Origin of the sequence: Paracoccus sp. SY (assembly GCF_002901215.1) — a bacterium.
Taxonomy (GTDB): Bacteria; Pseudomonadota; Alphaproteobacteria; order Rhodobacterales; family Rhodobacteraceae; genus Paracoccus; species Paracoccus acridae.
Genome location: NZ_NWMQ01000008.1, coordinates 38,613 through 56,458, shown reverse-complemented (window position 1 = coordinate 56,458; position 17,846 = coordinate 38,613). Strand labels below are relative to the sequence as shown.

Genomic DNA, 17,846 nt, shown 5'->3' with positions numbered 1-17,846 from the left:
GGATCAACCTTTGGCTGGCAGGGCGGATCGCGCGGGCGGCAGATGCGCCAGTTCGATCAGCATATCCATCACCAGGGCGGCAGGGTCAAGGTTGACCGACCGCCCGGTCCGGGCGCGGGCAGACAGGCGCGCCTGCGCATCGGCCCAAGCACGGGCCGCCGCATCGTCGGGCGACAGCCGGGCCAGCAGCGCGCCTTCGCCCTGCGCGGCTTGGGGCAGGGGCGGGCCCATCAGCCCGGCCCGCGCGGTGCGCACCAGGAAGCGGTCCAGCACGGTCATGGTCAGGTCGAATGGATCGCCCTCGGTCCCTGCGCGGCCCGTCGCCGCATCGGCAAAACCCGCCGCGCGCGGGCGGTCCAGCCGGGGCAGGGTGGCCATCAGATCCACAAGCTGCTGATAGCGGTCAAGCCCGCCCTGGCCCGCCAGCCGCAAGGCCTCGCCCACCGATCCGTCGGACAGGGCGGCCAGGGCCTCGGCATCCTCGTCGATGCCAAGATGGGCCAGGACATTGCCCATCTGCGCCGGATTCAGCGGCGACAGGCGCAGGGTGCGGCAGCGCGACCGGATGGTGGGCAGAAGGCCCGCCGGCTGGTGCGCGATCATCAGGATCAGCGCGTCGGCGGGCGGTTCCTCCAGCACCTTCAGCAGGGCATTGGCGGCGGCGGGGTTCATGTCGTCGGCCGCGTCGATGATGGCGATGCGCCGCCCGCCCTCGGCCGCAGACAGGTGGAAGAAGGACAGCAGGCGACGGATTTCATCCACCGTGATCTGTGCAGACAGGCGCCCCGCCTTGTCGTCCCAGGGCCGGCGGACCAGATGCAGGCGCGGTTCGGACAAGGCGGCGATGCGCCGCGCCTCGGGCGTGTCGGTGGCGCCGAAGGGACCGGTTGCGCCCGACAGCATCCATCGGGCGATGGCCCAGGCCAGCGTCGCCTTGCCCACGCCGCGCGGGCCGGTCAGCATCCAGGCGTGGTGCAGGCGGCCGCCCTGGGCAGCCTCGATGAATTCGGCAATGGCGCTGTCCTGCCCGATGACGCGGTCCGTGTGGCGCGGATGGGGGGCACCGGGAACGCGGTCCGGTTCGGGAATGTCGTCGGGATCAGGCTTCACAGCGCGGCCCGGATGCGGGCGGCGACATCGCCGGTGCTGCCGCTGCCGTCGATCAGCCGGACGCGGGCGGGAAACTCTTGCGCCAGGGCGCGGAAGCCCTGGGCCAACCGCTGCTGGAAATCGAGGCCCAGGCTTTCGAAGCGGACCTCGGCCCCGCCACGCGCATTGCCCCGGCCAAGCGCAGTTTCGGGGTCGAGGTCGATGACAAAGGTCAGGTCGGGTTCGACCCCGATCGCCAGGCCATGCATCCGGTCCACGAGGCCGCGCAACTCGCCCCGCGTCGCGCCCTGATAGACGCGCGTGCTGTCGGCAAAGCGGTCGGTGATGACGGTCTGCCCCGCAGCAAGGGCCGGGCGGATGGTGCGTTCGAGGTGATCGCGGCGTGCGGCGGTGAACAGCAGGCATTCGGTTTCCGCCGACCAGCGTTCGCCCGCGCCCGTCACCAGCAGGCGGCGGATCTCCTCGGCCCCCGGACTGCCGCCGGGTTCGCGGGTCAGGACGACCTGACGGCCCTCCGCGCGCAAGGCCTCGGCCAGCAGGCGGGCCTGGGTGGACTTGCCGCAGCCGTCGATCCCCTCGAAGCTGATGAACATCAAAGGCCGGCGGCTTCGACGGCCTTGTGGCCCAGCCGCATCACCGCACCCTTCATGCGCCCGGCAAAACCCGCCTCGGGGATGTCCTCGGCCGCCAGCAGGGGCGTCACCGCATCCTGGGTGCCGGGAACCGAGACGACCAGTTGGCCGATCCGGTCGCCCTTGGCGATGGGGGCCGGGATGGGAGATTCATAAACCGCCTCGACCTTGACCTGGTCCTTGGACCCTGCGGGGATCAGCACGTTCACGCCGTCCTTCGTGGTCAGGCCGACGCGGGGCTTGGTGCCCAGCCAGACCGGCGCCTCCAGCACGGTGTCGCCTGCGGGCACCAGCGTTTCCATGCTGAACTGGCGGAAGGCCCAGTTGACAAGGCGCTCGGATTCCTCGGCCCGCGCGGTCTCGGATTGCAGGCCGCTGATCACGAAGATCACCCGGCGCCCGTTCTGCACCGCCGATCCGACCAGGCCATAGCCCGCTTCCTGCGTATGCCCGGTCTTCAGTCCGTCCGCCCCGATGTCCAGCCGCAGGATCGGGTTGCGGTTGAAGCGGTTCGACGGCACCCGGTCCATATAGCGGAATTCGGTCAGCGAGAAATCGTCGTAATATTGCGGGAAATCCTCGATCAGGTGCATCGCCAGCATGCCCAGATCCTCGGCCGACATGACATGGCCCTCGGCCGGCCAGCCGGTCGAGTTCTTGAAGACAGAATGCTTCAGCCCCAGTTCCTTGCCGCGCTGGGTCATCTGGCGGGCAAAGGCTTCCTCGGTCCCGGCCAGCCCTTCGGCCAGCACGACGCAGGCGTCGTTGCCGGACAGGACGATCACGCCCTTGATCAGCTGTTCGACCGTGGGCGTGTCGCGGGGTTCCACGAACATCTTGGACCCGCCCATCTGCCATGCCTTGGTGGACACCGGCAGCGTGTCGGTCAACTTCAGGCGGCCGTTCTCCAGCGCCTCGAACACCATGTACAGCGTCATCAGCTTGGACATCGACGCGGGCGGGATCGGCACATCGGCGTTCTTCGACATCAGCACCGTGCTGGTGTTGACGTCATAAACCCAAGCCGAGGTTGCCGTTGTCTCGAATGCCTGCGCCGGGGCGGCCAGACACAAAAGGGCGAGAAGCCGCAGCAGGAACGCGCGCATGGAAAGTCCTTTGCCTGTTTGGGGCCGATGGTTACAGCAAGGCCGGGCTTGTCGCAACGCGGGCGGCACAGCTTCCGATAGAATTGATGCTCAGTTGCCCGTCGCCTCGCGCCAGTGACGGCGGCAAAGCGACACATAGGTTTCGTTGCCCCCGACCTGGACCTGCGCCCCTTCGGTGATGGCACGGCCTTCCTGGTCCCGGCGGATCACCATGGTGGCCTTCCTGCCGCAATGGCAGATGGTGCGGACCTCGCGCAGGTCGTCGGCCAGGGCCAGCAGGGCGGCGGATCCGGGAAACAGCTCGCCCCGGAAATCGACGCGCAGCCCATAGCACATCACCGGAATCCGCAGGTCGTCGGCCACGCGGGCCAGTTGCCAGACCTGGGCCGCGGACAGGAACTGCGCCTCGTCCACGAAGATGCAGGCGCAGTCCGCGCCGCGTTTCCGGATCAGCGCGAACATGTCGGTTGCATCGTCAAAGGTCAGCGCGTCGTCGCCTATGCCGATGCGGCTGGCGATGCGGCCCTGTCCTGCCCGCCGGTCAAGCGCGGCGGTCAGCAGCAGCGTCTGCATCCCGCGTTCGCGGTAATTATAGGACGCCTGCAGCAGCAGCGTGCTCTTGCCCGCGTTCATCGTGGAATAATGGAAATAAAGCTTGGCCATGCCGCCAGATAGCCCCGTGCCCAAGGGGCATCAAGGCCACAAGAAAGCCGCAGAGGCGATCCCCTGCGGCTTCTTCGTTGTCAAAATACCCAAAGGGCGACATCGCCCCCCGCGTTACGCCTGCCGGCTTTTCGGCGCACGAGAGGGACGGCGCGCCGGCCGCTTGTTCGCGCCCGCGCCCATCGGCTTGCCGCGCCCGCCGCCGCCCTGGGGACGGGCCGAGGGCACCGGTCCGACCGGGGGTTCGCCGCCGATGACCGGGATCGCGGCCTTCATGGCCTTTTCGATGGCGCGCAACTCGCCCACCTCGGCCGGGGCGCAGAAGGCCACGGCGCGACCGTCGCGGCCCGCCCGCGCGGTACGCCCGATGCGGTGGACATAGTTTTCGGGCACGTTCGGCAGGTCATAGTTATAGACATGCGCGACCTCGGGGATATCCAGGCCCCGCGCCGCCACATCGGTCGCGACCAGCACCTGCGTCTGCCCTTTGCGGAAGGCGTCGAGCGCGCGTTCCCGCTGGCCCTGCGACTTGTTGCCGTGGATCGCCGCCACCGCGAAGCCCCATTTCTCCAGCAGCTTGGCCAGCTTTTCCGACCCGTGCTTGGTGCGGCCAAAGACCATCGCCAGTTCGCCCGGATGCTTGGACAGGTATTCCGCCAGCAGCGTCGCCTTGTCGCCCTGGGTCGTGAAATGCACGCCCTGCTCGATCTTCTTGGCCGCCTGGCCCGGAGGGTTGACGGCGACGCGGACCGGATCGGTCAGATAGGTGTCGGCCAGTTCCTCCATCAGCTTGGGCATGGTGGCGGAAAACAGCAGCGTCTGGCGTTCCTTGGGCAGCATCCGCGCGATCTTGCGCAGCGCATGGATGAAGCCGATGTCCAGCATCTGGTCGGCCTCGTCCAGCACCAGATAGGTGGTGGCCTCAAGGCTGATCGCGCGACGCTCGATCAGATCCATCAGCCGGCCCGGCGTGGCGATCAGCACATCGACGCCGCGCGACAGCCGTTCCGTCTGCACGTTGATGGACGCGCCGCCGACGACGCGGAACGACCGGATCGGCGTGCCTTCGGCATAGGCGTCGATATTGGTGGCGATCTGCGTCGCCAGTTCGCGGGTCGGCGCCAGGATCAGGGCGCGACAGGTCCGGGGATCGGGCTTCTTGCCGAAGTTGATCAGCCGGGTCAGCATCGGCAGGCCGAAGGCCGCCGTCTTGCCGGTGCCGGTCTGCGCCAGGCCCAGCACGTCGCGGCCCTTGACGATCGCCGGAATGGCCTCGTCCTGGATCGGCGTGGGCTTGGTCAGCCCCATCGCGGCCACATTGGCGTTGATGCGGTGGTCGATGCCCATGTCGGCAAAGGGACCAGTGGGCAGCGGATCGCGCGCAGGCGCCCGGCGCCCTTCGTTCGCGTCGAAATTGGGCAGGTTGCGGGGCCGGGGCTTCTGGCCGCGGGACGGGCGGCGGGTATTGGTCTGTTCCATCAAAAACTTTCGTGCCGCGTCCCCCGTATCGGACGCAAGGCAATGGCCGCGACGGTGCGCGACGTTCAGCAGGGATGCGGGCGTGATACGAGGGTGCCCACAAGCCTCCCCGCGTGAATGGGAAACTGGAATTGATGCCGAACCCTGGGGCGAAAACGCGGCTGCTCACGCGGCAGCAGGCATCGGCCAGACCCACATGGGGGCTTTTGACGTGCAAGTCAAGGACATTGGCATGAAGCACCCCGATGCGGCTCGGTGCGGCGCTCGCGTTAATCTTGATTAAGACTTTTTCTGGCGGAGTTGATTGCCCGATGGCACATTCGTGGCCAATTCCGACGTGTTTGCCAACCAGTTACAGTTTTGCAGGATACCATATGGCAAGGATCTGGGCCAATTACGGCATCGACAGCTTTTCGATCGACCTGAATTTCTACGATCGGCATTTCTACGACCATTTCTTTCTGGACAACCAGTACGAACGGTACAATGGCAGGACGTATCAGGATGTCTATGCCATCAACGGCTATGACGGCGATGACGACCTGATCATGGCCGTCGGGGGGCACGGTATCCGGTTTGACGGCTGGGGCAATGTCGCAGGGGGCACGGTCACCGGCTTGCTGGAAAGCTTCTATGACGGCGGCGACATCTGGTGGGCGCAGGATTTCTCGGTTTCCGCGGTCAGCCTTTACAAGGTTGGCCTGACTTACGGAAATGCCGATGATCGCGCCCTGCTGTCCTCGATCATGGCGGGTGCCGACACGATCAACCTCAGCGCCTATGACGACCGCTTCGAGGGGTGGGGCGGCAATGACCAGATGTGGGGGCACGGCGGCAACGATACGCTGATCGGCGGCTTGGGGAACGACATGCTGAACGGCGGCGCGGGTGCCGACCGCCTGCTGGGCGGGAACGGCCATGACCGCCTGATCGGCGCCATGGGCAGCGATTACCTGGAGGGCGGGTTGGGCAGCGACACGCTGGAAGGCGGGCCGGGCCGCGACCAGATGTTTGCCGGGGCCGATGCGGTCCGGGACGTGTTCATCTTTCGCGCGCCGGGCGAAACTGCCGTCGGCGCACAACGCGACCAGATCCATCAGTTCAGGCTGGGTCAGGACGATATCGACCTGTCGCTGATCGACGCCAATGTCGCGCGCGCCGGAAATCAGGCCTTTGCCTTTGCCGGCACGACCGCCGCCGCCCATTCGGTCTGGTATGCCAAGGCAGCCGGCGGCGTGATCGTGCGCGGCGACCTGAACGGCAACAAGATCGCCGACTTCGAGATCTGGGTGGATGACGCGACACGCCTGGGCGCGACCGACTTCATCCTCTAGGCGCGGTCGGCCGTGTCCAGCCAGATCGTGACCGGCCCGTCATTCGTCAGCCGGACCTTCATGTCCGCGCCGAAGCTGCCGGTCTGGACCGGGATCCCCTGCGCGGCAAGGCTGGCCGCGAAATGTTCGTAAAGCCGCCGCCCGTCATCGGGCGCGGCGGCGGATGAAAAGCCGGGACGGTTGCCGGTGCGGGTATCGGCGGCCAGGGTGAACTGGCTGATCACCAAAGCGCCGCCGCCCACGTCCAGCAGCGACCGGTTCATCCGCCCCTGATCGTCGCGGAAGATGCGCAACTTGGCCACGCGCAGCGCCAGCTTGTCGGCGGCGCCTTCGTCGTCGCCCGCCATGGCGCAGACCAGGACCAGCAGGCCCGGCCCGGTGCGGCCGATAATGGCGCCGTCCACCTCGACCTCGGCCTCGGTCACGCGTTGCACCAGGGCGCGCATCAGTCCAGCATGATCCCGGTGATGACCAGCAGCAGCCCGATCATCGACAGCGCCAGCGCACCCATGTTCACCGCGATCACCGGCCGCATCCTTTGGCGCAAGGCGTCGTCGTCAAGGCCCGCCCGGCGGGCGCGGGCCACCGTCAGGACGCACCAGATCAGCGCCCCGACCCCCGCCAGCGTCAGTGCCGCCCCGCCCCAGATCAGCCCGTCGAAAACCGTCATCGCACACCCCCGCCGATATCCGTGCCAGCGCCCTAGCGGCGATTGCGCCGCGCGGCAAGACCGCCTAACAGGTGCGGCAAAGAACGAGCAGGACCAAACGGAAGGAATCGCGATGATGGACGATCAGGCCTACAGCGTGGCGGCGGACGAGCTGCGCCAGTTCATCGAGCAGTTCGAGCAGCTGGAAGCCGAGAAGAAGGACATCGCCGAACGCCAGAAAGAGGTGATGGCCGAGGCCAAGGCCCGCGGCTATGACACCAAGGTGATGAAGAAGATCGTGGCCTTGCGCAAGCGCGACCGCGACGACATCGCCGAGGAAGAGGCCATCCTGGAGATGTACAAGCAGGCGCTTGGCATGGGCTGACGCCCTTATTCCTTTGACTTCCCCCGTCTGATCCCCTATGCACGCCGTTCGGCTTCGGATTTCCGGGGCGGCGGACCACGGGAGATGTCTGTCGCAAGGATCGCGGTGCCTTCACGGGTGTCCGCACCCCCCATTCTGGCGAAGACATGACAGACATTACGATAGCCGCGCCCTTGGCAGCGGCCCTGGCGGCCAAGGGCTATGCCAGCCTCACCTCGGTTCAGCAAGCGGTTCTGGAAAGCGATGCGCAAGGCCGGGACATGCTGGTTTCGGCGCAGACCGGATCGGGCAAGACCGTGGCCTTTGGCTTGGCCATCGCGCCGCAATTGCTGGACGGCGACAGCCTGCCCGATGCCGTGGCGCCCATGGGCCTTGCCATCGCGCCGACGCGCGAGCTGGCCCTGCAGGTCGCGGCCGAACTGGGCTGGCTTTATGCCCAGGCGGGCGCCCGCATCGCAACCTGCGTGGGCGGCATGGATTACCGCACCGAACGCCGCGCCCTGGAACGCGGCGCCCATATCGTCGTGGGCACGCCGGGCCGGTTGCGCGACCATATCGAACGGGGGTCGCTGGACCTGTCCGCCCTGCGCGTCGCCGTTCTGGACGAAGCGGACGAGATGCTGGACCTAGGTTTCCGCGAGGATCTGGAATTCATCCTGCAATCCGCGCCCGAAGACCGGCGCACGCTGATGTTCTCGGCCACGGTGCCGCCTGCGATCGAACATCTGGCGACGACGTTTCAGCAGGATGCCCTGCGGATCCAGGCCCAGGGCGAATCGCGCCAGCATGGCGACATCGAATACCGCGCCTTTACCGTGGCGGCCCGTGACCGCGAGCCTGCGATCTTCAACATCCTGCGCCTGCACGAGGCACGCACCGCGATCATCTTCTGCAAGACGCGGGCCAATGTCAGCCATCTTCTGGCCCGCATGGGCAATCGCGGCTTCAAGGCCGTGGCCCTGTCGGGCGAACTGAGCCAGCAGGAACGGACCCACGCCCTGCAAGCCCTGCGCGACGGGCGCGCGCAGGTCTGCGTGGCGACCGACGTGGCCGCGCGCGGCATCGACCTGCCGGGGCTGGAACTGGTGATCCATGCCGACCTGCCCACGAATTCCGAAACGCTGCTGCACCGGTCGGGTCGGACCGGGCGGGCAGGGGCCAAGGGCGTCTCTGCGCTGATCGTCATGCCGTCCGAGTTGCGCAAGGCGCAGATGCTGCTGAAGCGCGCCAAGGTCGAGGCCACCTGGGGTCCGGCACCCTCGGCCGACGAGGTCCGGGCACAGGACGACACGCGGATGCTGGACCATCCTGCCTTGCACAACGCCGCCGAGGACGACGGAGACATGGCCCGGACGCTGCTGGACCGGTTCGGCGCCGAACGCCTGGCCCAGGCCTTTGTCAGCCTGTGGCGCGAAGGCCGGCCGGCGCCCGAGGAACTGACCGTCCTGCAGGACCGTGCCCCTGCGGCGGCGCGCGAACGCCCGCCCTTCGGCGAGGCCGTGTGGTTCTCGCTCTCGGTCGGCCATACAGGCCGGGCCGAGGCCCGCTGGCTTTTGCCCAAGATCTGCGACGGTGGCGGCATCAACCGCGATGCCATCGGCGCAATCCGCGTCCGCGAAGACGAAAGCTTTGTCCAGATCGCCGTGGCCCAGGCCGACAGGTTCGGCAAGACGATGGAACTTGAACCAGGCCTAACCATGCGGCGCCTGGACGGAGAGCCCGACCTGAACCGCGCCCCACGGCCGACCGAGGCTCGTCCCCCGCGCCGCAAGCCCGATCCCGAGTGGAAAAAGCCCCAGCGCGTCGAAAGCCAGGGTGACGCCCCCGCCAAGGTCCGCAGCAAGCCCCGCTGGACGGCCGAGGAACGCAGCGCCAAGGCCGCAGCCCGCCCCGGCGGCCCGAAGGCCGGTGCGCACAAGGCGGCCGGCGGCAAGGATCGCGGCGCCAAGTTCGCGGCGCCCCGCAAGGACAAGCCGCGCAAGGGCGGACGCTGAAAGCAGGTGCGGCATCTCCCCGCTTGGGGGGATGCCTGCGCAGAATTGGTTAACAAATCCTGTTGACCTTGGGTCAAACAAGTCCCACGCTGAACTGCATCGTCTAGTTGTTGGAGTGTGTGATGGTCAAACGTGTTTCTTCCGGTGATGGATCGGGAACGGTTCCCCACCATCCCCAGCCGGCTCATGTTCTGCAGAAAAAGGATTTCGTGGACCGGGTCGTCGCGGCCAGCGGCGCCAAGAAGGCCGAAGCCCGCCCCATCATCGAAGCGACCCTGGCCCAGCTTGGCAAGGCGCTTGCAGCCGGCGAGACGCTGGCCGTTCCCCCGCTTGGCCGTGCCAGGGTCAACCTGGAACGCGATCAGCGCGGAGGAGAGATCATCACCCTGCGACTGCGCCGCCGCCCCACCAATATCCGCCAGTCTGCCCGGCACTCGGCCGACTGAATCGCCGTCGATTCGCCCTTGCGGTCGTCTTTCACCCCTGCTAGATGCTGCGCCCACGGGTGATTAGCTCAGCGGTAGAGCGCTTCGTTCACATCGAAGATGTCAGCGGTTCAAATCCGTTATCACCCACCATTCCTTTCCTTGCGCCGCGTCTGTCAGATGATGAATACCGCTGTCACAGATGCTGCCACCCTGTCCGTCGCGCCCATGATGGACTGGACCGACCGCCATTGCCGCGTCTTTCACCGGCTGATGTCGCGCCGCGCGCTGCTTTATACCGAAATGGTGACGGCCCCCGCCATCATCCACGGCGACCGGCACCGGTTGCTGGATTACGACGCACGCGAACATCCCCTGGCGCTGCAACTGGGCGGCTCCGATCCCGCCGAACTGGAATCCGCCACTCGGATCGCCGCCGACTGGGGCTATGACGAGATCAATCTGAACGTCGGCTGTCCCAGCGACCGGGTGCAATCGGGCTGTTTCGGCGCGGTGCTGATGAAGACGCCGGACCTTGTCGCCGAATGCGTGTCGCGGATGATCGCCGTCAGCCCGGTCGAGGTGACGGTGAAATGCCGGATCGGCGTCGATGACCAGGTTCCCGAAGATGTCTTGCCCGCCTTCCTGGACAAGCTGCGCAAGGCGGGCATCCGCCGCGTGACGATCCATGCCCGCAAGGCCTGGCTTCAGGGTCTCAGCCCCAAGGAGAACCGCGACATCCCTCCGCTGGACTATCCCCTGGTCCACCGGATGAAGCAGGACTTCCCGGACCTGCACCTGTCGATCAACGGCGGGATCGCGGACAGCGATTCGATCCGCGATCATCTGCGGGTCATGGACGGGGTCATGGTGGGGCGCGCCGCCTATCACCAGCCCTGGGACATCCTGGGGCAGGCGGATCGGCTGTGGGGCGACACGCCGCCCCTTGCCACGCCGCACCAGGTCGCTCTGGCGATGCGTCCATATATCCAGGATCACCTAGGGACCGGGCGCCTGCACCAGATCACCCGACACATGCTGGGCCTGTTCCACGGGATGCCCGGGGCGCGCGGCTGGAAGCGCACCCTGTCCGAAGGCGCGTCCAAGGGCGGGATCGAGGTTTATGACGCCGCCCTGCAGCAGGTCACCGAACTGGCCGCGTAACCACTTCATCTTCTGTGCTCAAATATCCTGGGGTGAGGTCCCGCAGGGGCCGAGGGGCAAAGCCCCTTACTGCGCCGCCTTCTCGGCCGCCTTCGCCTCGTCCCACAGCCGATCCATCTCGGCCAGGTCGCTATCCTCGGGACGGCGGCCGTCCAGGGCAAGCGCGGCCTCGATGGCCTGGAAGCGGCGCGTGAACTTGGCATTGGCGCGGCGCAGGGCCTGTTCCGGGTCGATCTCCAGGTGCCGCGCCAGGTTTGCCATGACGAACAGCAGGTCGCCGAATTCTTCCTCACGCGCGTCGGGGCCAAGGCTGTCGCGCGCCTCGACCAGTTCGGCGGTTTCCTCGGCGATCTTGTCCAGCACTTCGGCGGGACCGGGCCAGTCGAAGCCCACGCGGGCCGCGCGGTTCTGCAGCTTGACCGCGCGGGTCAGGGCCGGAAGGCCCAGGGCCACGCCGTCCAAGGTGCCGCGCTCGGCCTTGCCGGCGCGCTCGACCGCCTTGATCGCTTCCCAGTCCTTGACCTGCTGGGCGGCGGACTTGTCGCGGGATTCGTCGCCGAAGACATGGGGATGGCGGAAGACCAGCTTGTCAGAAATCGCCGCCGCGCAATCGGCGAAATCGAACATGCCCGTCTCGCGCGCCATCTGCGCGTGGAACACCACCTGCAGCAGCAGATCGCCCAATTCGCCGGGAAGCTCGTCCCAGGCCTGACGCTCGATGGCGTCGGCGACCTCGTGGGCTTCCTCGATCGTATAGGGGGCGATGGAGGCGAAGTCCTGCTCGATGTCCCAGGGGCAGCCCGTCTTCGGGTCGCGCAGCTGCGCCATGATGTCGATCAGGCGGGCGATTTCGGCCCCGGCGTCGCGATCTGCCTTGGTCATTGCGATTTCCCCCGGCTTCTGTCCTGATGGGCCATTGCCACAGCCAAGGTCGTTAGTCCACATGCCCGTCCTGAACCGCATCGCCGATTTTTCCGATGACTTGATCCAGTGGCGGCGGCACCTGCACCGGCATCCCGAACTGGGCTTCGAATGCTATGGCACCGCGGCCTTCGTGGCCGAACGGCTGCGCGACTTCGGCGTGGACGAAATCCATGACGGCATCGGCCAGTCGGGCATCGTGGGAATCATCGAAGGGCAGGGACCGGGGCCGACGATCGGGCTGCGCGCCGACATGGACGCCCTGCCGATGGACGAGGCGACGGGCCTGGATTACGCGTCCACCGTGCCGGGGCGGATGCACGCCTGCGGCCATGACGGGCATACCACGATGCTGCTGGGCGCCGCGCGATATCTGGCCGAGACGCGCAACTTCGCGGGCCGCGTCGCGCTGATCTTCCAGCCGGCCGAGGAGAACGGCGCCGGCGGGCAGGCGATGGTGCAGGACGGCATGATGGACCGCTTTGCCATCGAGCGGGTCTTTGCGATGCACAACAGCCCCGGCCTGCCGGTCGTCATGATGAACACCACGTCCGGCCCGATCATGGCCGCCGTCGATACCTTCGAGATCCATGTCCAGGGTCGCGGCGGGCATGGCGCTATGCCGCATCTGACCGCCGATCCCATCGTCGCTGCGGTGGCTGTGGTCAACGCCATCCAGACCATTTCCAGCCGCAACCACTATGCGCTGGAGGATCTGGCCCTGTCGGTCACGCAGATCCACACGGGCAGCGCCGACAACATCGTGCCCGACACCGCCTATGTCTGCGGCACCGTGCGCACCTTCGCCCCCCATGTCCGCGACATGGTGCGCCGCCGGATGACGCAGATCTGCGACGGACAGGCCGCCGCCTATGACGTGGCGATCCGGCTGGATTACGTCGAAGGCTATCCCGCCACCGTCAACGATCCCGTCCAGACGGCCTTTGCCGTGCAGGTGGCGCAGGAAATCGTCGGGCCGGACAACGTCTCGGGCGAGGCGGGGCGCGAGATGGGGGCCGAGGATTTCAGCTACATGCTGAACGAACGTCCCGGCTGCTATCTGTTCATCGGCCAGGGAGAGACCGCCAGCGTCCATCACCCGGCCTATGATTTCAACGACGCGATATCCCCCATCGGGGCCAGCTTCTTCGCCCGGTTGGTCGAGCGCGCGCAGCCCGTGGTGCGCTGACGTTCACGATCCTGTTCGTCGCAGGCTCATGTCCCGGCCTTTCTTGCCAAGCAGGGGATGCGGGGATAGGTTGCGCGCCAATCCGGGCGGGGTCCACCGCCATGACAAGCCGAAAGGATATCCATGTTCGTCACCCCCGCCTATGCCCAGGCCGCAGGCAATGCAGGCGCCGGCGCGGCCTTTGCGCAGTTCATCCCGCTGATCCTGATCTTCGCGATCATGTATTTCCTGATGATCCGCCCCCAGCAGAAGCGGGTCAAGCAGCACCGCGAGATGGTCTCGGCGCTGAAGAAGGGCGATCATGTCGTCACCCAGGGCGGCATCATCGGCAAGGTCGCATCCGTGCGCGACGAGGAGCTTGAGGTCGAGATCGCGACCGGCGTCAAGGTCCGCGTGATCCGTTCGACGGTGTCCCAGGTGCTGAACAAGACCGAGCCTGTCGCAGCGAACGCCTGACGCCATTCAACAATATCAATCAAGGGCTTCGGCAAGATGCTTCAGATCGACCGTTGGAAACGCATCCTGATCATCGGGCTTTGCGTCCTGGGCATAGGCTTTGCCGTGCCCAACCTGTTCTACCAGCGGGTCGAAAGCCACAACGACGCCGTGGCCGAGATCGAGCGCACCGGTGTCGAGACGCCCGAACTGGCCGCCGCGCGCGATGGCTGGCCGTCGTGGCTGCCGTCGTCGGTCGTGGCGCTTGGCCTTGACCTGCGGGGCGGGGCGCATCTGCTGGGCGAGGTCCGCGTGGCCGAGGTCTACAAGGCCCGCATGGACGCCCTGTGGCCCGAACTGCGCCGCGCGCTTGCCGACCAACGCGCCACGCTGGGCGCGATCCGCCGCCTGCCGTCGCCCGAAGGCACCCTGAAGATCGAGGTCGAGAACGCCGACCAGATGCCCCGTGCCACGGAAATCGTGCGCGGCTTTTCCACGCCCGTGACGACGCTGACCGGTGCGGGCCAGCAAAGCCTTGCGATCCAGGTCCAGGGCAACACCATCACCATCCAGTTGTCGGACGCCGAGAAGGCCGTGACCGACGACCGCACCGTCCAGCAGAGCGTCGAGATCATCCGCCGCCGCGTCGATGAGGTCGGAACCCGCGAACCGACCATCGTCCGCCAGGGCGCCGACCGCATCCTGATCCAGGTGCCGGGCATCGGCTCGGCCGAGGAGTTGAAGGCGCTGATCGGCACCACCGCCAAGCTGACCTTCAATTCGGTCGTGGGCACCGGAACCGATCCCGATGCGCGGCCCGGCGTGGGGCAGGTGGTTCTGCCATCCGCCGACCAGGACGGCATCTACTATACGCTGGAAGAAAGCCCCGTCGTCACCGGCGAGGAACTGACCAATGCCGTGCCGGGAACCGACCCGAACGGCCAGCCTGCGGTCGATTTCAGCTTCAACCCGACCGGCGCGCGCAAGTTCGGCGCCTATACGGCCGCCAATATCGGCCAGCCTTTCGCGATCGTCCTGGACGACCAGGTGATTTCCGCCCCGGTCATCCGGTCCGCCATTCCCGGCGGAACGGGGCAGATTTCAGGCTCGATGGGGTTCGAGGAAGCGAACCAGCTGGCCGTGCTGCTGCGTGCGGGGGCGCTGCCCGCGCAACTGGATTTCCTGGAAGAACGCACCATCGGCCCGGAACTGGGCCAGGACAGCATCGACGCGGGCCGCCTGTCGTCGGTCATCGCCATGGCTGCCGTGGTGGCCTATATGATCGCCAGCTATGGCCTGTTCGGGGCATTCGCGTCGATTTCCGTGATCGTGAACGTTATCCTGATCCTGTCGATCATGTCCATCATGGGCGCCACCCTGACCCTGCCGGGCATCGCCGGGATCGTGCTGACCGTCGGCACCGCGGTGGACGCGAACGTCATCATCTATGAACGCATCCGCGAGGAATTGCGGGCGGGCAAGCGCGTCGCCAAGGCCATCAGCGACGGCTTCGACGAGGCGATGAGCGCGATCATCGACGCCAACGTCACGTCCTTCATCGCGGCGGCGGTGATGTTCTTCCTGGGTTCCGGCCCGGTCAAGGGCTTTGCCGTCACGCTGACCATCGGGCTTGTCACCTCGGTCTTCACGGCGATCTTCCTGACGCGCCTGATGATCATCTGGTGGCTGGAATGGCGCAAGCCCAAAGAACTGATCCTGTGAGGGGACCGATATGGCATTCCGTCTGAAACTTGTCCCCGACCACACCACCATCAACTTCTTCCGCTGGCAGTGGCTGACCTTCGGCATCTCGGCGGTGGCGATGGTCATCTCGGTGGTGCTGATCGCGACCATGGGCCTGAACTTCGGCATCGACTTCAAGGGCGGCACCACGATCCGCACCGAAAGCTCGACCGCGTTCGAGGTCGGCGATTACCGCGAGGCCCTGGACGACCTCGGCTTCAGCGACCTTGCCATCACCGAGGTCTTCGACCCCAGCTTCGGCGCCGACCGCCACGTCGCCATGATCCGCATCGGCACCACCGACGACACCGGATCGGTCAGCCCCGAGCAGTTGAACCAGATCGAGGCCGCGCTGCACGAAGTCGATCCGCAGATCGTCTTTGCCTCGGTCGAATCGGTCGGGCCGAAGGTTTCGGCGGAGCTGATCACCACGGCCTTCTATGCCGTGGGCGCAGCCTGCCTTGGGATCATGGCCTATATCTGGCTGCGGTTCGAATGGCAGTTCGCCATCGGCTGCGTCGCCGCGCTGATCCACGACGTGCTGCTGACGGTCGGGCTGTTTTCGCTGTTCCAGTTGAAATTCGACCTGACGACCATCGCGGCGCTGCTGACGACGCTGGGCTTTTCCTGCAACGACACGGTCGTGGTCTTCGACCGGCTGCGGGAAAACCTGATGAAGTACAAGACGCGGCCCTTGATCGACCTGATGAACCTGACCTGCAACGAAACCCTGTCGCGCACCATCATGACCGCCGTGACCACCGCCATCGCGCTGACCGCGATGCTGATCTTCGGCGGCGACGTGATCCGCGACTTCGTGATCGCCATGCTGTTCGGGGTGGTCGTCGGGTGCTATTCCACGATCTACATGGCCAAGAACATCGTGCTGTGGCTGGGCGTCAAGCGCGACTGGTCCAAGAAGGACCCCAAGCTGGCGGCATCGCCCTTTGAAAACGCGGAACGTCCCTGATGAAGCTGACCCCCACCCAGTTCGGCGGGGCGGTGCCCGTGGATGGCTATGGCCCGGGCTTTTTCCGCGTCGGCGGCCGCGTCATCGAGGGTCCGGTGCTGGTGACGGCGGCCGGTGCGACGGCCTGGAACGGTCTTGACGATCGGGCGCCCTTGCTGGCCCTGGCGGGGCAGGTGGATGTGCTGTTCATCGGCATGGGGGCGGACGTGGCCCATGCGCCGGCCGATCTGGTCGCCGCGCTTCGCGATGGCGGCGTGGCCGTGGAATCCATGGCCTCGCCCACGGCCGCGCGGACCTATAACGTCACCATATCCGAGGGGCGGCGTGTCGCCTGCGCGCTTCTGCCGCTTTGAGCCTGCTTGCCGTCCATGACCTTGCCGTCGCGCGCGGCGGTTTGCGGACGGTCGAGGGGGTGTCCTTCGCCATCGACGCCGGACAGGCCCTGATCCTGCGCGGCCCGAACGGCATCGGCAAGACGACGCTGCTGCGCACGGTCGCGGGTCTGCAACCTGCGGTGACGGGCCGGATCGAGATGCCCGAGGATGCGGTCGCCTATGCCGCCCATGCCGACGGGCTGAAGGGCGCGCTGACGGTTGCCGAGAACCTGGGGTTCTGGGCAGAGGTATTCGGGGGCGGCGATATCGACCGGGCCCTGAAGGCGGTGGATTTGACGGCCTTGGCGGATCGCCCCGCCGCCGCCTTGTCCGCGGGGCAGAAACGGCGGCTTGGCCTGGCGCGTCTGGTGGTTTCGCGCCGTCCGCTGTGGATCCTGGACGAACCCACCGTATCGCTGGATGCCGCTTCGGTGATGCGCTTTGCGGATATGGTGCGTGGGCATCTGGCCCAAGGCGGGGCGGCGCTGATCGCCACCCATATCGACCTTGGACTGGATGCGCAGGTGCTGGACCTGACGCCATACAGGGCCGGGGCCACCCCGGCCGCGCGCCCGGCGGGCTTCAACGAGGCTTTCGCATGATCGCCCTTCTGGCGCGCGACCTGCGGCTGGCCGTTCGGGCGGGCGGCGGCTTCGGCCTTGGCGTGGCCTTCTTCCTGATCCTGTGCGCGCTTGTTCCTTTCGGCGTCGGTCCGGACACCGCCGCGCTGCAGCCGATTGCCGCCGGCATCCTGTGGCTGGGCGCGCTGCTGGCCTGTCTTCTGTCGCTCGACCGCATCTTCGCGCTGGATCACGAGGATGGCAGCCTGGACCTGCTGGCGACCTCGCCCCTGCCGCTGGAGGGGGCGGTGGCGGTCAAGGCGCTTGCGCATTGGATCACCACCGGCCTGCCGCTGATCGTGGCGGCGCCCTTGTTCGGCATCCTGCTGCACCTGCCACCCGCCGCGATCCCGGCGCTGCTGGGATCCCTGTTGCTGGGCACGCCGGCCCTGTCGATGCTGGGCGCCTTTGGCGCGGCCGTCACCGTGGGCCTGCGGCGCGGGGGGTTGCTTTTGTCGCTGTTGGTGCTGCCGCTCTACATCCCGACGCTGATCTTCGGGACCGAGATGATCCGGCGAGGGCAGGAGGGGGGCGACATGGGGCCGCCACTGCTGTTCCTGGCGGGCATCACGGCGGGCGTGCTGGCGGTGATACCTTTTGCCGCAGCCGCCGCGCTGCGGGTCAATCTGCGGTGAAGCGGCTTGAGTGGCACC

General features: G+C 66.9%; 20 protein-coding genes and 1 tRNA gene. 13 read left to right on the top strand and 8 right to left on the bottom strand.

From position 1 onward, the window contains the following. Positions 1 to 3: 3 nt before the first annotated feature. From CK944_RS08855 to CK944_RS08840, 5 genes are all read right to left on the bottom strand, one after another. Positions 4 to 1,110, bottom strand: coding sequence for a DNA polymerase III subunit delta' (locus CK944_RS08855; protein ID WP_239986013.1), 1,107 nt, complete (start codon positions 1,108 to 1,110; stop codon positions 4 to 6). After that, on the bottom strand, positions 1,107 to 1,703 hold the full coding sequence (gene tmk, locus CK944_RS23985; RefSeq protein ID WP_239986019.1) for a dTMP kinase: 597 nt from the start codon (positions 1,701 to 1,703) through the stop codon (positions 1,107 to 1,109). The genes CK944_RS08855 and tmk overlap by 4 nt, the downstream gene beginning before the upstream one ends. After that, positions 1,703 to 2,848, bottom strand: a complete 1,146-nt coding sequence (locus CK944_RS08850; protein ID WP_103172699.1) for a D-alanyl-D-alanine carboxypeptidase family protein — start codon at positions 2,846 to 2,848, stop codon at positions 1,703 to 1,705. Before CK944_RS08850 ends, tmk begins: the two co-directional genes overlap by 1 nt. Positions 2,849 to 2,938: 90 nt before the next feature. Then, on the bottom strand, positions 2,939 to 3,511 hold the full coding sequence (locus CK944_RS08845) for a thymidine kinase (RefSeq protein WP_103172698.1): 573 nt from the start codon (positions 3,509 to 3,511) through the stop codon (positions 2,939 to 2,941). Between the two features lie 114 nt (positions 3,512 to 3,625). Continuing rightward, the gene (locus tag CK944_RS08840; protein WP_239986018.1) at positions 3,626 to 4,858 is read right to left on the bottom strand and encodes a DEAD/DEAH box helicase; all 1,233 of its coding nucleotides are present in this window, start codon (positions 4,856 to 4,858) and stop codon (positions 3,626 to 3,628) included. Positions 4,859 to 5,364: 506 nt separating this feature from the next. On the opposite strand from CK944_RS08840, the gene CK944_RS23980 reads away from it, so the two are divergent. Continuing rightward, positions 5,365 to 6,324, top strand: coding sequence for a calcium-binding protein (locus CK944_RS23980; protein WP_158247979.1), 960 nt, complete (start codon positions 5,365 to 5,367; stop codon positions 6,322 to 6,324). On the opposite strand, the gene dtd is transcribed toward CK944_RS23980, so the two are convergent. Both dtd and CK944_RS08825 read right to left on the bottom strand, forming a co-directional pair. After that, the gene (gene dtd / locus CK944_RS08830; RefSeq protein ID WP_103172695.1) at positions 6,321 to 6,770 is read right to left on the bottom strand and encodes a D-aminoacyl-tRNA deacylase; all 450 of its coding nucleotides are present in this window, start codon (positions 6,768 to 6,770) and stop codon (positions 6,321 to 6,323) included. The two genes, CK944_RS23980 and dtd, sit on opposite strands and share 4 nt — an antisense overlap. After that, the gene (locus tag CK944_RS08825; RefSeq protein WP_103172694.1) at positions 6,770 to 6,994 is read right to left on the bottom strand and encodes a hypothetical protein; all 225 of its coding nucleotides are present in this window, start codon (positions 6,992 to 6,994) and stop codon (positions 6,770 to 6,772) included. Before CK944_RS08825 ends, dtd begins: the two co-directional genes overlap by 1 nt. A 112-nt stretch (positions 6,995 to 7,106) precedes the next feature. On the opposite strand from CK944_RS08825, the gene CK944_RS08820 reads away from it, so the two are divergent. From CK944_RS08820 to dusA, 5 genes are all read left to right on the top strand, one after another. Then, complete coding sequence (locus CK944_RS08820; protein ID WP_103172693.1) at positions 7,107 to 7,358, top strand: DUF2312 domain-containing protein; 252 nt, start codon at positions 7,107 to 7,109, stop codon at positions 7,356 to 7,358. A 146-nt stretch (positions 7,359 to 7,504) separates the two neighbouring features. Continuing rightward, positions 7,505 to 9,352: a DEAD/DEAH box helicase gene (locus CK944_RS08815; RefSeq protein ID WP_103172692.1), complete on the top strand. Its 1,848-nt coding sequence runs from the start codon at positions 7,505 to 7,507 to the stop codon at positions 9,350 to 9,352. Positions 9,353 to 9,474: 122 nt separating this feature from the next. Next, positions 9,475 to 9,798: an HU family DNA-binding protein gene (locus tag CK944_RS08810; protein WP_103172691.1), complete on the top strand. Its 324-nt coding sequence runs from the start codon at positions 9,475 to 9,477 to the stop codon at positions 9,796 to 9,798. A gap of 57 nt (positions 9,799 to 9,855) precedes the next feature. Beyond that, a tRNA-Val gene (locus CK944_RS08805) sits at positions 9,856 to 9,930 on the top strand. 27 nt (positions 9,931 to 9,957) lie between these two features. Beyond that, on the top strand, positions 9,958 to 10,941 hold the full coding sequence (dusA, locus tag CK944_RS08800; protein WP_103172690.1) for a tRNA dihydrouridine(20/20a) synthase DusA: 984 nt from the start codon (positions 9,958 to 9,960) through the stop codon (positions 10,939 to 10,941). 66 nt (positions 10,942 to 11,007) lie between these two features. On the opposite strand, the gene mazG is transcribed toward dusA, so the two are convergent. Then, positions 11,008 to 11,823 carry a nucleoside triphosphate pyrophosphohydrolase gene (gene mazG / locus CK944_RS08795; RefSeq protein WP_103172689.1) on the bottom strand — a complete coding sequence of 272 codons (816 nt, stop codon included), beginning with the start codon at positions 11,821 to 11,823 and terminating at the stop codon, positions 11,008 to 11,010. Between the two features lie 61 nt (positions 11,824 to 11,884). On the opposite strand from mazG, the gene CK944_RS08790 reads away from it, so the two are divergent. The 7 genes from CK944_RS08790 (at position 11,885) to ccmB (ending at position 17,828) form a co-directional block, all read left to right on the top strand. Next, positions 11,885 to 13,051 (top strand): M20 aminoacylase family protein, encoded by a 1,167-nt coding sequence (locus tag CK944_RS08790; RefSeq protein ID WP_103172688.1) that lies wholly within the window; start codon positions 11,885 to 11,887, stop codon positions 13,049 to 13,051. Positions 13,052 to 13,174: 123 nt separating this feature from the next. Then, positions 13,175 to 13,507, top strand: coding sequence for a preprotein translocase subunit YajC (yajC, locus tag CK944_RS08785; protein WP_103172687.1), 333 nt, complete (start codon positions 13,175 to 13,177; stop codon positions 13,505 to 13,507). A gap of 36 nt (positions 13,508 to 13,543) precedes the next feature. Beyond that, positions 13,544 to 15,208, top strand: a complete 1,665-nt coding sequence (secD, locus tag CK944_RS08780; protein ID WP_103172686.1) for a protein translocase subunit SecD — start codon at positions 13,544 to 13,546, stop codon at positions 15,206 to 15,208. Between the two features lie 10 nt (positions 15,209 to 15,218). Further along, a complete protein-coding gene (gene secF / locus CK944_RS08775; RefSeq protein WP_103172685.1) occupies positions 15,219 to 16,199 on the top strand; it encodes a protein translocase subunit SecF in 981 nt (326 codons plus the stop codon). Further along, positions 16,199 to 16,552, top strand: a complete 354-nt coding sequence (locus CK944_RS08770) for an Mth938-like domain-containing protein (protein ID WP_103172684.1) — start codon at positions 16,199 to 16,201, stop codon at positions 16,550 to 16,552. Before secF ends, CK944_RS08770 begins: the two co-directional genes overlap by 1 nt. After that, positions 16,549 to 17,175, top strand: a complete 627-nt coding sequence (gene ccmA, locus CK944_RS08765) for a heme ABC exporter ATP-binding protein CcmA (protein ID WP_103172683.1) — start codon at positions 16,549 to 16,551, stop codon at positions 17,173 to 17,175. Before CK944_RS08770 ends, ccmA begins: the two co-directional genes overlap by 4 nt. Next, entirely contained in the window at positions 17,172 to 17,828 is a 657-nt protein-coding gene (gene ccmB, locus CK944_RS08760) for a heme exporter protein CcmB (RefSeq protein WP_103172682.1), read from the top strand. Before ccmA ends, ccmB begins: the two co-directional genes overlap by 4 nt. Positions 17,829 to 17,846: the final 18 nt, after the last annotated feature.

Excerpts from the sequence above, each read along its gene's own strand:
- tmk (WP_239986019.1), bottom strand. The coding sequence starts at position 1,703 with ATGTTCATCAGCTTCGAGGGGATCGACGGCTGCGGCAAGTCCACCCAG.
- CK944_RS08850 (WP_103172699.1), bottom strand. The coding sequence starts at position 2,848 with ATGCGCGCGTTCCTGCTGCGGCTTCTCGCCCTTTTGTGTCTGGCCGCC.
- CK944_RS08845 (WP_103172698.1), bottom strand. The coding sequence starts at position 3,511 with ATGGCCAAGCTTTATTTCCATTATTCCACGATGAACGCGGGCAAGAGC.
- CK944_RS08840 (WP_239986018.1), bottom strand. The coding sequence starts at position 4,858 with ATGGGCATCGACCACCGCATCAACGCCAATGTGGCCGCGATGGGGCTG.
- CK944_RS23980 (WP_158247979.1), top strand. The coding sequence starts at position 5,365 with ATGGCAAGGATCTGGGCCAATTACGGCATCGACAGCTTTTCGATCGAC.
- dtd (WP_103172695.1), bottom strand. The coding sequence starts at position 6,770 with ATGCGCGCCCTGGTGCAACGCGTGACCGAGGCCGAGGTCGAGGTGGAC.
- CK944_RS08825 (WP_103172694.1), bottom strand. The coding sequence starts at position 6,994 with ATGACGGTTTTCGACGGGCTGATCTGGGGCGGGGCGGCACTGACGCTG.
- CK944_RS08820 (WP_103172693.1), top strand. The coding sequence starts at position 7,107 with ATGATGGACGATCAGGCCTACAGCGTGGCGGCGGACGAGCTGCGCCAG.
- CK944_RS08815 (WP_103172692.1), top strand. The coding sequence starts at position 7,505 with ATGACAGACATTACGATAGCCGCGCCCTTGGCAGCGGCCCTGGCGGCC.
- CK944_RS08810 (WP_103172691.1), top strand. The coding sequence starts at position 9,475 with ATGGTCAAACGTGTTTCTTCCGGTGATGGATCGGGAACGGTTCCCCAC.
- dusA (WP_103172690.1), top strand. The coding sequence starts at position 9,958 with ATGATGAATACCGCTGTCACAGATGCTGCCACCCTGTCCGTCGCGCCC.
- mazG (WP_103172689.1), bottom strand. The coding sequence starts at position 11,823 with ATGACCAAGGCAGATCGCGACGCCGGGGCCGAAATCGCCCGCCTGATC.
- CK944_RS08790 (WP_103172688.1), top strand. The coding sequence starts at position 11,885 with ATGCCCGTCCTGAACCGCATCGCCGATTTTTCCGATGACTTGATCCAG.
- yajC (WP_103172687.1), top strand. The coding sequence starts at position 13,175 with ATGTTCGTCACCCCCGCCTATGCCCAGGCCGCAGGCAATGCAGGCGCC.
- secD (WP_103172686.1), top strand. The coding sequence starts at position 13,544 with ATGCTTCAGATCGACCGTTGGAAACGCATCCTGATCATCGGGCTTTGC.
- secF (WP_103172685.1), top strand. The coding sequence starts at position 15,219 with ATGGCATTCCGTCTGAAACTTGTCCCCGACCACACCACCATCAACTTC.
- CK944_RS08770 (WP_103172684.1), top strand. The coding sequence starts at position 16,199 with ATGAAGCTGACCCCCACCCAGTTCGGCGGGGCGGTGCCCGTGGATGGC.
- ccmB (WP_103172682.1), top strand. The coding sequence starts at position 17,172 with ATGATCGCCCTTCTGGCGCGCGACCTGCGGCTGGCCGTTCGGGCGGGC.